The sequence below is a fragment of the Tahibacter sp. genome (assembly GCF_032229445.1).
Taxonomy (GTDB): Bacteria; Pseudomonadota; Gammaproteobacteria; order Xanthomonadales; family Rhodanobacteraceae; genus Tahibacter.
Window position 1 is genome coordinate 1 of sequence record NZ_JAVTWC010000104.1, and the last position, 13140, is coordinate 13140.

Consider the following 13140-nt stretch of genomic DNA (forward strand, 5'->3'; position numbering starts at 1 on the left):
CGGTCTTCATCGCCGGGCTGCTCGACGGTCTGGACGGCCGGGTCGCGCGACTGACCAATACCCAGAGCGAATTCGGCGTGCAGTACGACTCGCTGTCGGACATGGTCAGCTTCGGCGTCGCGCCCGCCCTCGTACTGTACGCGTGGAGCCTCTCCACGCTGCAGAAGCTGGGTCCGCTCTGGGGCAAGGTCGGCTTTGCCGCGGCGTTCATCTATGCAGCGTGCGCGGCCCTGCGCCTGGCGCGCTTCAATACCCAGGTCGGGGTCGTCGACAAGCGCTATTTCCAGGGACTGGCGAGCCCGGCAGCGGCGGGGCTCGTCATGTCCTTCGTCTGGACCATGAGCGCGAACGGGTTTGCCGGCGACCACGAGCTGGTGCAGACCGTCGCACCGTGCATCGCTGTGGTCGCCGGCCTGCTCATGGTCAGCCGTATCCGCTACTACAGCTTCAAGGCCTGGCCCCTGTCCGACCGCGTCCCATTCGTGGTCATCCCGCTGGTCGTGCTGGTCTTTGTCGCGCTGTACATCGATCCGCCGCTGGTGTTGTTCACGATCGGCGTGCTGTACGTGATATCGGGTCCGTTGTTCACGCTCTGGGGTCTGCGCCGGCGCCGAGGCCAGCGCGAACAGCCGCAGCGCCAGGAACCGCCACCGGCGTGAGTGCCGCCGCCGCCAGCCTGCTCGCCCGTGCCATGGTCGGCGACGATGCGCGCGCATTCGCGTTGTTGGCCGAACTGTCCGAGGCGCTGGCGGTATCGCTCGATCTCCGCCGCACCCTGCCGTTGGCGCTGCAGCGCATTGCCGACTACATGCACGTCGAGGCGGCCTCGCTGTTCCTGCTCGACGAGCTGACCGACGAACTCGAATGCAAGGTATGCATCGGTCCGGTCGACCTGCGCGGTCTGCGTCTGGCCAGCGACCAGGGCGTGGTCGGCCGTTCGCTGACCGACAAGGCCGTGATCATCGTTGCCGATGCCGCCAGCGACCCGCGCGTCTACAAGCGCGTCGACGAGGAATCCGGCTTCGTCACGCGCAGCCTGATCTGCGTGCCGCTGACCACCGCCAAAGGCACGATCGGCGTGCTTGAGCTCATCAACAAGCACAACGGCGAAGCCTTCGATGCGACCGACGCGGGTATCCTGCGGCTGCTCGCGGCGCCGACTGCGCTGGCGATCAACAATGCGCGGCTGGCCAACGAGCTGGTCGAGCAGCAGCGCCTCAAGCGCGAGTTCGATCTTGCTCGCCGGCTGCAGAAGCTGCTGCTGCCCAAGCGCCGCCGCGCCGGCTTCCCGCTGCTCGCGATCAACGTGCCCGCGCATGAGATCTCGGGCGATTTCTACGATTACTTCGATCTGGCCGACGGCCGCATCGGCTTTGTCATCGGGGATGTCGCCGGCAAGGGACTGGATGCGGCGCTGCTCATGACGCGCGCCGCCAGCCTGTTGCGCTGGGCCGGCAAGGAAGGCCTGCCGCCGGGGGAATGGCTGCGCCGCGCCAACGAGGAGATGTGCCTGAGCACCCATGGCGGCCGCTTCGTATGCGCCGCGGTCGGCTACTACCGCCGCGCCACCGGTGAGGTGCACATGGCCGGCGCCGGGTTTCCGCCGGCGCTACTCTACCAGGGCGGGCTGTGCACCGAATACCGTTCCGACGGACCGCCGCTGGGCATCGTCGTCGGCCAGGAATTCCCCGAGACCCGCCTGCGGCTCGGTGGCGGCGCCCTGTATTTCTTTTCCGACGGCGTCACTGACGTGCGCAAGGGCGACGCCCGGCTGGGCCAGGACGGCGCGCGCGCGCTGATCGAACGGCATGCGGACGCCCCGCCGGAGGTGCGCCTGCGTTCCATCGTCTCCGAACTGCGCCAGATGCGCCTGGTCGACGACACCACGCTGCTGCTGTTGCAGGAAACCCAGCCCAGCACCGCAATCCTGCTGCTGCGCCAGGCCTTCCCGGCCGATGCCGAGCGCCTGCGCGGCATGCGTGCCGAGCTGCGCCAGGCGCTGGACCGCGCCGGAGTTCCTGCGGACCTGCGCGACCGGCTTGTACTCGCCGTCGACGAAGCCTGCTGCAATATCATCCGGCACGCCTATGCAGGAAGCAGCGGCGATATCGTGTTGTCATTGCACCGCGACGGCGATGTGCTGGAGTTCGAATTGCGTGACGATGCGCCGGGCGTGGATCCGGGCCGCGTCACGCCACGTGACCTGGCCGAGTGCCGCGCCGGTGGACTGGGGGTCAATTTCATCGACGCGCTGATGGACGGCTGGCGACTGCAGCCGCGCGTCGGCGGTGTCGGCAATGTATTGCGGATGTGGAAACGCTGCGCTGCGCCCGCGGAGGAAATGGCATGAACGATGTGATCACCGAACAGCACGACGACCTGATGCTGCTCAAGCTCGACGGCGAGGTCGACATGTCGTGGTCGGGACGCGTGCGCGACGCCATCCTCGAAGCGCTCGAAACGCATTCGGTCGGTGTCGACCTGTCGGCGGTCAGCTACATCGATTCGTCCGGCATCGCCGCGCTCGTCGAGGGTCTGCAGACTGCGCGCAACGGCGACCGCCGTTTTGTGCTGATCGGGACGAGTGCGCCGGTGCTGGCGGTGCTCGAACTGGCGCGGCTGGATCGTGTTTTCACGCTGCTGCCCGACCTGGCCAGCGCACAACCGGCGGAGGCGGGTTGAGCCTGCCGTTCGCCGAGTCGCTCGCTGCGCTGGGCCGCGTGACCGTGCATTCGGTCGCGGGACTCGGCTACGGCGGCATGCTGCTGCTGGAGAGCGTCTGGTTCATGCTCTGGGGCTGGCGTCGCGGCCAGCCGGTGCGCCTCTCTGCGATCGCGGCGGAAATGCGCCGCATCGGCGTCGACGCGCTGCCCATCGTCTGCCTGCTCGCGTTCACGATCGGCATCATGCTGGGCATCCAGTTCATCGCCGCGCTGAAGGAGTTCGGCGCCCAGTCGCAGGTCGTCGTCGCGGTGGCCAAGTCAGTCACGCGCGAATTCGGCGCGCTGATCACGGCCATCCTTGTGGCCGGCCGCTCCGGGTCGGCACTGGCCGCGCGCATCGGTTCGATGACGGTATCGCAGGAAGTCGACGCGCTCGCCGTCATCGGCATCGAGCCAGTGCGCTATCTCGTCGCGCCGGCGCTGATCGCGATGCTGATCATGCTGCCGCTGCTGACCGTCTTCGCCGACGCGGTCGCGATCATCGGCGCCGCGCTGTACAGCGCGCCGGCGCTCAACGTGACCGCGCAGTCCTACATCGTGCAGACGCTGTCGCTGCTCGATCCGGGCGACCTGTGGCAGGGCATCGGCAAGAGCGCGGTCTTTGCCGTGCTGATCACGCTGATCGGCTGCAGCACTGGTTTCAGCGTGACCGGCGGCGCCGAAGGCGTGGGCCGCGCGACCACGCGCGCCGTCGTGCTGTCGATCTGCTACATCATCGTCGCCGACATGATCTTTTCGTTCTTCCTCAACCGATGACGGACGCCGCCGCGCCATTGATCGAGGTCGAAGGTCTGGAGGCCTGGTACGGCAAGCGCCGTATCCTGCACGACGTGGATTTTCGCGTCGACACGGGCGAGATCCGCGTGATCATGGGCGGCTCGGGGTCCGGCAAGAGCACGCTGCTGCGCCAGATCCTGGGCTTGCACCGGCCCACGCGCGGCAGCATCCGACTGTTCGGCACCGACATCGTCAATGCCGGCCAGCGCGAATTGCAGCAGGTGCGGCGCCGGCTCGGCGTCTCGTTTCAGGGCGGGGCGCTGCTGACTTCGCTGAGCGTCGGCGACAACGTCGCGCTGCCGCTGCGCGAACATACCAATCTCGACGAAAACCAGATCCGCATCATGAGCCGCATGAAGCTCGAGGTCGTCAATCTCGGCGGCTTCCACGACCTGATGCCGAGCCAGCTGTCCGGGGGCATGGTCAAACGCGCCGCGCTCGCGCGCGCGATCGTGATGGACCCGCGGCTGCTGTTCTTCGACGAACCGTCGGCCGGTCTCGACCCGGTCGTGTCCGCCGAGCTGGACGAACTCATCCTGCGCTTGCGCGATGCGCTGCGCATGACGATCGTCGTGGTCACGCACGAGCTGGACAGCGCGTTCAAGATCGCCGATACGATCACCGTGCTGGACCAGGGCAGCGTGCTGATGACCGATACCGTCGACGCGGTGCGCCGCTCCGACAACGAGCGCATCCAGGATCTGCTGAACCGCCGGCCGCGCGATGTCGTCGTCGACGCGGACGCGTATCTGCGCCGCCTGACCGAGGAAGAGGCATGAAAATACCGGGTCACAGCAGGCTGGGCTCCGGCAGGGAATTCCCGCGCCGGGAATTGTGGAGAAAACGGTGAAGCGCGACCACGTCAACTACACGCTGGTAGGGGCGGTCGTGCTCGCGGCGCTCGTGCTGCTGCTGATCGCGCTGTTCCTGATCACCGGTCGCAGCGGTGGCGAGGCGGAATACCACACCTACTACCGCAACGTGACCGGCCTGCGCGCCGGCGCACCCGTGTTCTACCAGGGCTACCGCATCGGCCAGGTCGACGATGTGGTGCCCGAGCGCGGTGCCGAGGGCACCCGCTATCGCATCGGGCTGAGCCTGCGCGCCGACTGGCCGATTCCGCAGGATTCCGTCGCGCGCCTGCAGTCCAGCGGCCTGCTGGCCGACGTGACCGTGGCGATCCGCGAAGGCATCGACAAGACGCCGCTGGCCGTGGGTGCAGAGCTCAAGGGCGAGGAGGGCACCGACATCTTCGGCGCGATGAATGAGCTGGCCGCCGAGGTCACGACCTTGACGCGCAGCCAGATCACTCCGCTGATCCGCAATCTTTCCGACCGTGTCGATTCGATCACCGGCTCGCTCGACAAGGGCACGCCGGAAGTGCTCAACCAGGCGCGCGAGTTGCTGCTTCGCCTGACCGAAGCGTCGGTGTCGGTCAACGATCTGCTCAAGCCGTCCAACCGCGAAGCCGTCAGCGGAATTCTCAGCGACGTGCATGCGCTGAGCCGTGATCTGGAATCGACCAAGGCCAATCTCGACAGCGCGCTGAACGACCTGGCCGCACTGACGCGCGAGAACAGGCCCGGCGTGAATGCTGCGGTGACCGACCTGCGCGCTGTGCTCGCGACGCTGTCAAGCCGCATCGACACCATCGTCCATCACCTGGACAGCGCGAGTCGCAACGCGGATGAATTCACGCGCGAGATCCGCAAGAATCCAAACCGCCTGCTGCTGCAGCCCAAGGCCGACGCGCCCGAGGAATCCGAACGATGAGGATGGCCGTCAAAGCCGTGTTGCTGGCGTTGCTCCTGTGCCTGAGCGGATGCGAATCCGTGCCCGTGCCGGAAGTGACCTGGTACCGCCTGCCCGATCCGGTGTTGCCGCCGGCGCGAGCGGTCCGCTTCGAGGTGCCGGTCGATGTCGCCATCTTCAGCGCCGACGGCATCTATGCCGACCAGGCGCTGATCTACGCGCTGGACAGGGACGGCCACGCGTTGCGCACCTATCACTATCGCCAGTGGAGCGATCCACCCTCGCGCATGCTGCAACGGCGGCTGATCCGCGTGCTGCGTCAGATCGACGCGGCGCCGCAGGTCAGCGACCGCCTGCCCGCCAGCGCAAACGTGCTGCGTGTCAGCGGGGTGATCCAGCGGTTCGAGCGCGTGGAGGCGGCCGGAACCTGGCAGGTCGACGTGTCGCTGCAGATGCGGGTGGAGCATGCCGGTGTGCTGCTGGCCGAGGAGACTTATTCCTCGCGCGTGCCGGCGGCTGACGCCGACATTCCCGCAAGCATTGCGGCCTATGGCCGGGCGATGGATCAGATCTACGCCGCGTTCGTTGCGCGTCTGGCCGGCCTGAGCGCGCAGGTGCGATCGTGAGCGCGCTGGCCCTGACGGCGCGGCGCCTGCGCCAGCTCGATGCGATCGGCGTGGTTCCGTACCGCCTGCGTTCCCGCGAGCGGGTGAATGCGCCGGATGTCGCAACCGCGGCTACCACCGGCGCTATGCCAGCGGCCGGGGGAGGCACGCGCGTCGCGGTGATCTGCGAGCAGGCGGCCGGCGCGACCGCAGCGACCATCGCCGCGGCGCTAGGCTTGGCCGAAGCGGCCCTGCATTGGCAAGTACCCACGGACGGACGGCTGCCGGAGCTGGACCAGAATGCGGCGGCCTTCCTTGTGCTCGGCACTCACCTGGCGCGCGTGCTCGGTGCTGAGCTGCCGACGACGGCACAGCAGGCCGCCACCATCGTCGTTACTGCCGCGCCGTCGGAATGGCGTGGCAATGCGCTGGCCAAGCGGCTGTTGTGGCAGGCCCTGCGGCCCCTGCGCCGTCATCTGCGGGAGCAGACGTGGTCGCGATCCTGAAAACCGGCCTGCCGGAAATGCGGCCGCTGCGCCTGGAAGACGTGGTCGCCGTCGCGGCGCTCGAGGCGCGCGCGTACGAGTTTCCATGGAGCGAAGGCATCTTCCGCGACTGCCTGCGCGCCGGCTACAACTGCTGGGTGCTGGTGCGCGACAACACGATCATCGGCTACGGGGTGCTGTCGGTCGCGGCCGGTGAGGCGCATGTGCTCAACGTCTGCATCTCGCCGGACGCACAGGGCGACGGTCACGGCCGCCGCCTGATGCGCCGGCTCATGGATCTGGCGCGCTGGCACAACAGCGAGCGCATCTTTCTCGAAGTCCGGCCGTCGAACCCGCGCGCTATCCAGCTCTACCATTCGCTGGGTTTCAACGAGATCGGCCGCCGGCCCAACTACTACCCGGCGGCGCGTGGCCGCGAGGACGCCATTGTGATGGCGCTGGAACTTCTGCCGCCCGGCATGGAGTGACGCCGCTGGCTCAGCGCGGCGGCGAAACCGGCTCGCGAACGACGACGAATTCGCCTTCGATCACACCGGCTGGGGTCGGCCGGCTCGTCTGTGCGGCCGGCCGCGCTGCTGCCGTCGCGCTGGGACTCGGCTTGCTCAGCTGGCGCGCTGCCCACACTGTCGCGCCGATCGCGGCCAGACCCAGGAAGATGAAGATTCCGAACACCAGCGTCGCGCCGAGGATCAGCACGCCCACGACGGCCGCCAGTGCACGCAGCAGCGGGTGGCGCGTACGCGGCAGGCGGAACAGGACTGCAGTCATGGGACATCGACTCCGTGTGGCATCATTCAGAGGCCCAGTGTGGGGTTTTCCGGTAGCAACTCAAGTGCTTGAAGTCAGTCCGGGCAGCAGCGCGATCTGCCGGCTCGAGGAAATCCCCGACGGTGGCGCGATTGCCGCCGACATCGATAGCAGTACTGGCGGCTTCAGCCTGATCCTGCTGCGTCAGGGCGACCGCGTTTTCGCGTACCACAACGAGTGTCCGCATGCGGGCCGGCGGCTCGACTGGGCGCCGGGCAAGTTCCTCGTGAAGGACGGTGCGGTGATCTGCGCCGCGCACGGCGCGACATTCGACGTCGCGAGTGGCGCTGTCCTGGCTGGACCCTGCCGCAATGGTCTGGCGCCAGTGCCGTTGCAGGTGCGCGACGGGCTCGTCAGGTTGCCTTGAGCCGGGAATGGGGAATCGGGAATCGTAAAAGCAGCGACATCGCGCTTCGCTCCAACGATTCCCGATTCCCGATTTCCACTAAAGCCCGAACAGCCAGTTCACCGATACCAACAGCGTGATCAGCAGCAGCAGCGTCAGCGGCAGACCGACGCGCCAGAAGTCGCGACGCCGGTAACCGCCCGGACCGCCGACGATGGTCAGCACCGGGTTGGCGTTCGCGATCACGAAGGTATTCGACGTCGAGATCGCGACGACCAGTGCATACACCGCCGGATTGCCGTTCGAGGCCAGCGCGATATTGATCGCCATCGGCACCATCATCACGGTGGCGCCGACGTTGGAGATGACCTGGGCGAAGAACAGCGCGAGCACGGCGATGACGGCCTGCAGAGCCCACTGCGGCCAGGCGCCGAGATAGATCAGCACCTCTTGCGCGAACCAGGCGGCCGCGCCGGTCGTGTCCATGGCCCAGCCCAGCGGAATCAGGCAGGCCAGCGTGAAGATGGTCTTCCAGTTGATCGCCGAATAGGCCTCGTCCATGGTCAGCACCCCGGCCAGCAGCATGCCGACTGCGCCGGTCAGCATGGCGACCGAGAGCTTCATGCTCGTGAAAAGGCCGAGCAGCATGGCCAGGCCGAAGAAGGTCAGTGCATGCCAGAGCTTGGCTGGGCGCGCTTCTTCTTTGGGAATGTCGGTGACGACGACGAAGTCGCGGTCTTCGGCGGCATGGGCGAGGTCGCGCCACGAACTGTGCATGACCAGCGTGTCGCCGGCGCGCAGCGCGACCTTGCGCACGTCCTCGCGAAACACCTGCTCGCCGCGATACACGGCGAGCACACTGATGCCGTGATGCTTGCGCATGCGCAGGTCGGCGAGCACCTGTTTCACATAGCGCGAGGTTGGCGGGATCACCGCCTCGGAAATGCCGGCGCGGCCCGGATTGAACATGTCGCCGAACTGGCGCAGGCGCGCCTGCACGCGCAGCAGCTGGTTCTGCGCGAAATCGTTGACCTGGTCGCGCTGGCCCAGCACGCCGAGCACGGTGCCGACCCAGATCATCTGGTCGGCCGGCGGCGCGAGGCGCGATTCGTTGCCGTTCTTCATCGCGAGGATCAGCGGCGCGCCGCGCATCTGCTCGACCTCGCCAACACTCATGCCGACCAGCGGGCTTTCCGCTGTCACGGTCAGCTCCATCACTTCGCCGTCGATGCCGTAGGTTTCGGCGAAGTAGGTTTCCGTGCGGCCTGGCGTTACCTTCTGCTTCGACTCCTCGTCCGGCAGCAGCTTGCGCGTGAAAAAGAAAAAGTAGGCCAGGCCGACCAGCAACAGCGGCAGGCCGATCGGCGCGATGGCGAACAGGCTGAACGGCGCGATCGTGTCGGCGCCTGGCGGCAGGTTGCGATTGGCGCTGACGATGAGATCGTTGAGCAGGATCAGCGGCGAGTTCGAGATCATGGTCATGTTGGTGCCGGCCAGGATCATGCAGCCCATCGGCAGCAGCAGGCGCTTGAGCGGTACACCGGTACGCGCCGACACGCGTGAGGCCACCGGCAGCAGCAGTGCGGCCAACGCCTGGCTCTGCATGATCGAGGTCAGCGCGCCGGCCATCACGTTGATGGCAAGCGACAGGCGCGACTCGACACCGTTGGACACGCGCAGGATCAGGCTCGCAGCCTTGGTCAGCACGCCGGTGCGATCGAGCCCGGCGCCCATGATCATAACGGCGATCAGCGAGATCACGGCGTTGCCGGCGAAGCCGTCGAACAGCTGCTCCACCGGCAGCAGGCCGGTCACGCCGATGCACACAATGACGAGCAAGGCGACCACGTCGGCCCGGATCCATTCCAGCACCAGCATCAGCACGGTGAAGGCGACCAGTCCGAACACAAGCATCATGTCGGTGGTCAGGGTGAGTCCGTAGTCCATGTCCCCGGTTCGGCGTCCTTAGGAAGTTCTGAACAAATCCTTGGGCCGATGCTCTTGTGCCCGGCACCAGATCTCCACAACCCCGCCGGACGCCTGCTGCACAGGCATTCGGCCGCCTTCTCGACTCAAGGGGGCTCCAACATCAATAGCCATCGACCTGGTCAGAGGCTCCGAAATGCTGATCAGACGCGTTGGTATAGCAGGTCCCAGACGCCATGGCCGAGCTTCAGGCCACGTTGCTCGAAGTGGGTACGCGTACGCCACGCGGGCCGTTCCGAGAAACTCCCCGGGCCGGCACGGTTTCGCCATGACGCGTCGGCATCGACCACGGCGAGCATCTGCTCGGCATAGTCCGCCCAGTCGGTCGCCATATGCAAGATGCCGCCGGGACGCACGCGCGTGGCGAGCAGTTCGACCAGCGGCACCTGCACGAGCCGACGCTTGTTGTGCTTCTTCTTGTGCCACGGATCCGGAAAGTAGATGCGCACCTGATCCAGGCTTGCGGGCGCGAGTTCCTGCAGCAACACCTCCACCGCATCGTGGTGGTAGACGCGTACATTGTCGGCTGCCGCGGCGGCGAGCGCGTTCAGCGTGCGGCCGACGCCAGGCCGGTGTACCTCGATGCCGATGAAATTCCTGCCGGGTTCGTGCTGCGCACCCCAGACCAGTTGTTCGCCGTTGCCGAAGCCGATTTCCAGCGCGACCGGCGCATCGTTGCCGAAGACCCGGCCCAGATCGCGTGGCTGTCCTTGGACGTCGAGTCCGAAGCGCGTCCAATGCTCGGCGAAGGCGCGCTGCTGCGCGTCGGTGATGCGCCCCTGGCGCAGCACGAAGCTCCTGATGCGGCGCGGCGGCCGCGAGTTCTCGCCATCGCGATCTTCGCCCTCGTGCATCAGCCGATGATTCCGTCGATCGGGCTGGACGCGGAGGCAAAGCGCTTGCGCGGAATGCGGCCGGCGAGGAAGGCCTCGCGCCCCGCTTCGATCGCCTTGCGCATCGCGCTGGCCATGAGCACGGGGTTCTTCGCACCGGCGATGGCGGTGTTCATGAGCACGCCGTCGCAGCCCAGTTCCATCGCGACTGCGGCGTCGGAAGCGGTACCGACGCCGGCATCGACGAGGATGGGAACCTTTGCGTTTTCCACAATTTCCAGAAGATTCCAGCGGTTCTGGATGCCCAGTCCCGAACCGATCGGCGCGGCCAGCGGCATCACCGCGACGCAACCGATTTCCTCGAGGCGCTTGGCCAGGATCGGATCGTCGGAGGTATAGACCATGACGTCGAAGCCCTCGCGCACGAGGATTTCAGCCGCCTGCAGGGTCTGCACCACATCGGGAAACAGGGTGCGCGGATCGCCGAGGACTTCGAGCTTGACCAGCGTATTCCCGTCGAGCAGCTCGCGCGCGAGGCGGCAGGTGCGCACGGCATCGTCGGCGGTATAGCAGCCGGCCGTGTTCGGCAGGATGGTGTAGCGCGACGGTGGCAGCACATCGAGCAGGTTCGGCTGGCCCGGATCCTGACCGATGTTGCTGCGGCGGATCGCGACGGTGACGATTTCGGCGCCGGCGGCCTCGGTGGCAAGGCGGGTTTCTTCCAGATCCTTGAATTTGCCCGTGCCGGTGAGCAGGCGCGAACGGTAGGGCTTGCCGGCGATAACGAACGAATCGGAAGGCGTCGCAGTCATGGGCTCGAAAGTGCGCAGCGGGGAAGTGCGGGATGGTAGCAAGCACGGCCCCGGCGAAGGGAAATGACCGCTACGACCATTCAGGCGGGCAGGACGTGCTCAGTCGAAGTCATCGGCAAACAGGCGGTCTTCCTGCAGTCTCAGCACGCCGACGTGATAGGTACCGGCGCCGATGTTGTGGAGCGTGCCGGCCAGCACCGGGCGCTGGGCCGAAAACGCGATCGCGCGCGGCGTGTCGAAACTGATGCCGCCCGCCTCGAACGCGTAGCGTGCGACACCGTTGCCGTCGAAGCTGTCGTCGAGGTCGCCGGAGAAGTTCGTGCGCGCGGCCAGGAAGTCTGTGCCGCTGCCGCCGTCGGGATCGATCGTGCCGACGGCGAGAAGCCGGCGCTGCGTGTCGACCGCCAGGGCGGTGATCGACGTGCCTTCCTCGAGCGACAGATCCAGGAACCCGTTGTTTCCGAATGAGGGACTCGGCGTGCCGCCGTCGGTCAAGCCCAGTACGCCGCCATTGCCGCTGCGGTTGCTCGCGATGAAGATGCGACGAACGAAGAAGTCGCCGGCGGTGCGTCCGACCGCGAGCGCGCCGATGCTGCAGGTGGTGGTGCCGGCGTTGGGGCAGGCCGGGGTCACGATCGCATCGCTGCCGAAGTTCGTGTCGGGCGAGCCGGTCGCGGTCAGGCGCGCTACCAGCAGTTGCGGCGTGCCGCTGCTGTAGACGCCGGCGATGACGATACGGCCGAGATCGTCGATCGCGACCTCGCTCGCCGCCTGCAGCGCGCTCGCCTCGATACGGCTCCAGCCACTGCTGCCGAAGGCCGGATCGAGGACGCCATCGGGACCGACGCGCAACGCGACGATGTCGAGATCGTTCGGATCGCTGCCGCAACCGCGGCAGGTACCCACGCCGACGAGCTTGCCATCCGACTGCCAGGCGCCTGCGGTGATCTCGAGGCTCGCCGCCAGCGGCCAACCGCCGGTGTCGATGACGCGCTTGCCATCAACCCCGAAAGCCGGGTCGGGCAGGCCGGCCGAGGTCAGGCGCACCATCACCGGTAACTCCGGCGCCGAACCTTCGCCAGTACGCACGCTGCCGAAACCGAGCACCTTTCCGTCGGCCAGCACCGTTACCGCGCGGAGCTGTTGCCGCACGCGTGGCGCTGCGTTGAACGTGATTCGGGCCACGCCCTGGGTGGCAAAGGCGGTATCGAGTTCTCCGTTGCTGCGAAATCGTGTCAACGTAGCGGCGAAATACTGCTGGACGTTGCTGTAGCTGATCCAGCCAGCCGACGTGACGCTGCCGTCGGCGCCCGTCGCCACTGCGCGCGTCTCGGCCTGCAGCGTGCCCGGCGCAGGCCAGTCGAAGATAGCTTTGCCGTCGCCGGAAAAACTGATGTCGGGATCGCCGTCGGCACTGAAAGCCGGCGGCGCGACGAGTACGAACGCCAGCGCTGCAAGAACGTGTTCTATGCGCATGCGAGTGGTCCTGGGCTCCATACCCGGACACACGCAAGAACCTCGGGGGCGGGGACGCGGCTGCTCGCTTTTCCAGGCGCATTCAGACAGGCGGGCACTGACTCGTGCGGTGCGCCGGACGGCCGATGCCAGCGCCGGTGCTCCGGAGCGCAGGAGATGTCACTCAGGAGTCGGATTCCGCTTGGAACCGGAGTCGGCAGCCGTGGGGGGCAGGGCACCGGGCGGGCCATCCGTGACCCGGCGTTCAGTCGCAGGAGATGCCCACTCACGGATTCTCCTAAGCGCGCGACTTCACCCGCCTCCCATGGCGTGGACGATTTCTACGTTATCGGCGGGGCGCAGGCGTGTAGTGGCGTGCTCGCTGCGTGGAATGATCTGGCGATTGATTTCCACGGCGACACGGCGATTGGCATGGCCGTGGTTGGCAAGCAGTTGGGCCAGGGTCGTATCGTCGGCGCAATCATGAGGATTGCCGTTGAGTAGGATCTGCATGCGGGGATTCTCACCGATTGCGGCC

16 protein-coding genes are annotated in these 13140 nt (G+C 66.9%); 10 read left to right on the forward strand and 6 right to left on the reverse strand.

Annotated elements, in window-relative coordinates:
• The 9 genes from RUU78_RS18390 to rimI form a co-directional block, all read left to right on the forward strand.
• The coding region (locus RUU78_RS18390) for a CDP-alcohol phosphatidyltransferase family protein (RefSeq protein WP_313918951.1) at positions 1-659 on the forward strand (659 nt) is incomplete at its 5' end.
• On the forward strand, positions 656-2350 hold the full coding sequence (locus tag RUU78_RS18395; protein WP_313918952.1) for a SpoIIE family protein phosphatase: 1695 nt from the start codon (positions 656-658) through the stop codon (positions 2348-2350). The genes RUU78_RS18390 and RUU78_RS18395, both read left to right, overlap by 4 nt.
• The gene (locus RUU78_RS18400) at positions 2347-2682 is read left to right on the forward strand and encodes an STAS domain-containing protein (RefSeq protein WP_313918954.1); all 336 of its coding nucleotides are present in this window, start codon (positions 2347-2349) and stop codon (positions 2680-2682) included. The genes RUU78_RS18395 and RUU78_RS18400 overlap by 4 nt, the downstream gene beginning before the upstream one ends.
• Positions 2679-3479, forward strand: coding sequence for an ABC transporter permease (locus RUU78_RS18405; RefSeq protein WP_313918955.1), 801 nt, complete (start codon positions 2679-2681; stop codon positions 3477-3479). Before RUU78_RS18400 ends, RUU78_RS18405 begins: the two co-directional genes overlap by 4 nt.
• The gene (locus RUU78_RS18410) at positions 3476-4279 is read left to right on the forward strand and encodes an ATP-binding cassette domain-containing protein (RefSeq protein ID WP_313918956.1); all 804 of its coding nucleotides are present in this window, start codon (positions 3476-3478) and stop codon (positions 4277-4279) included. Before RUU78_RS18405 ends, RUU78_RS18410 begins: the two co-directional genes overlap by 4 nt.
• Positions 4280-4346: 67 nt before the next feature.
• Entirely contained in the window at positions 4347-5273 is a 927-nt protein-coding gene (locus tag RUU78_RS18415) for an MlaD family protein (RefSeq protein WP_313918958.1), read from the forward strand.
• On the forward strand, positions 5270-5878 hold the full coding sequence (locus RUU78_RS18420) for an ABC-type transport auxiliary lipoprotein family protein (RefSeq protein WP_313918959.1): 609 nt from the start codon (positions 5270-5272) through the stop codon (positions 5876-5878). The genes RUU78_RS18415 and RUU78_RS18420 overlap by 4 nt, the downstream gene beginning before the upstream one ends.
• On the forward strand, positions 5875-6363 hold the full coding sequence (locus RUU78_RS18425) for a hypothetical protein (RefSeq protein ID WP_313918960.1): 489 nt from the start codon (positions 5875-5877) through the stop codon (positions 6361-6363). Before RUU78_RS18420 ends, RUU78_RS18425 begins: the two co-directional genes overlap by 4 nt.
• A gap of 17 nt (positions 6364-6380) precedes the next feature.
• Positions 6381-6830: a ribosomal protein S18-alanine N-acetyltransferase gene (rimI, locus tag RUU78_RS18430; protein WP_313919172.1), complete on the forward strand. Its 450-nt coding sequence runs from the start codon at positions 6381-6383 to the stop codon at positions 6828-6830.
• A 10-nt stretch (positions 6831-6840) separates the two neighbouring features.
• Here the strand turns inward: rimI and RUU78_RS18435 are convergent, their stop codons facing one another.
• On the reverse strand, positions 6841-7131 hold the full coding sequence (locus RUU78_RS18435) for a hypothetical protein (RefSeq protein WP_313918961.1): 291 nt from the start codon (positions 7129-7131) through the stop codon (positions 6841-6843).
• A gap of 64 nt (positions 7132-7195) precedes the next feature.
• Between RUU78_RS18435 and RUU78_RS18440 the strand changes: the two genes are divergently transcribed.
• The gene (locus tag RUU78_RS18440; protein ID WP_313918962.1) at positions 7196-7537 is read left to right on the forward strand and encodes a Rieske (2Fe-2S) protein; all 342 of its coding nucleotides are present in this window, start codon (positions 7196-7198) and stop codon (positions 7535-7537) included.
• Between the two features lie 78 nt (positions 7538-7615).
• Here RUU78_RS18440 and RUU78_RS18445 read toward each other — a convergent pair whose 3' ends face one another.
• The 5 genes from RUU78_RS18445 to thiS all read right to left on the reverse strand — a co-directional run bounded on the left by RUU78_RS18445 (position 7616) and on the right by thiS (position 13115).
• Positions 7616-9463 carry an SLC13 family permease gene (locus RUU78_RS18445; protein WP_313918964.1) on the reverse strand — a complete coding sequence of 616 codons (1848 nt, stop codon included), beginning with the start codon at positions 9461-9463 and terminating at the stop codon, positions 7616-7618.
• 182 nt (positions 9464-9645) lie between these two features.
• Entirely contained in the window at positions 9646-10356 is a 711-nt protein-coding gene (gene trmB, locus RUU78_RS18450) for a tRNA (guanosine(46)-N7)-methyltransferase TrmB (protein ID WP_313918965.1), read from the reverse strand.
• Positions 10356-11147: a thiazole synthase gene (locus RUU78_RS18455; protein ID WP_313918966.1), complete on the reverse strand. Its 792-nt coding sequence runs from the start codon at positions 11145-11147 to the stop codon at positions 10356-10358. The genes trmB and RUU78_RS18455 overlap by 1 nt, the downstream gene beginning before the upstream one ends.
• Before the next feature lie 99 nt (positions 11148-11246).
• Positions 11247-12623, reverse strand: a complete 1377-nt coding sequence (locus tag RUU78_RS18460) for a hypothetical protein (RefSeq protein ID WP_313918967.1) — start codon at positions 12621-12623, stop codon at positions 11247-11249.
• 291 nt (positions 12624-12914) lie between these two features.
• Entirely contained in the window at positions 12915-13115 is a 201-nt protein-coding gene (thiS, locus tag RUU78_RS18465) for a sulfur carrier protein ThiS (protein ID WP_313918969.1), read from the reverse strand.
• Positions 13116-13140 lie beyond the last annotated feature (25 nt).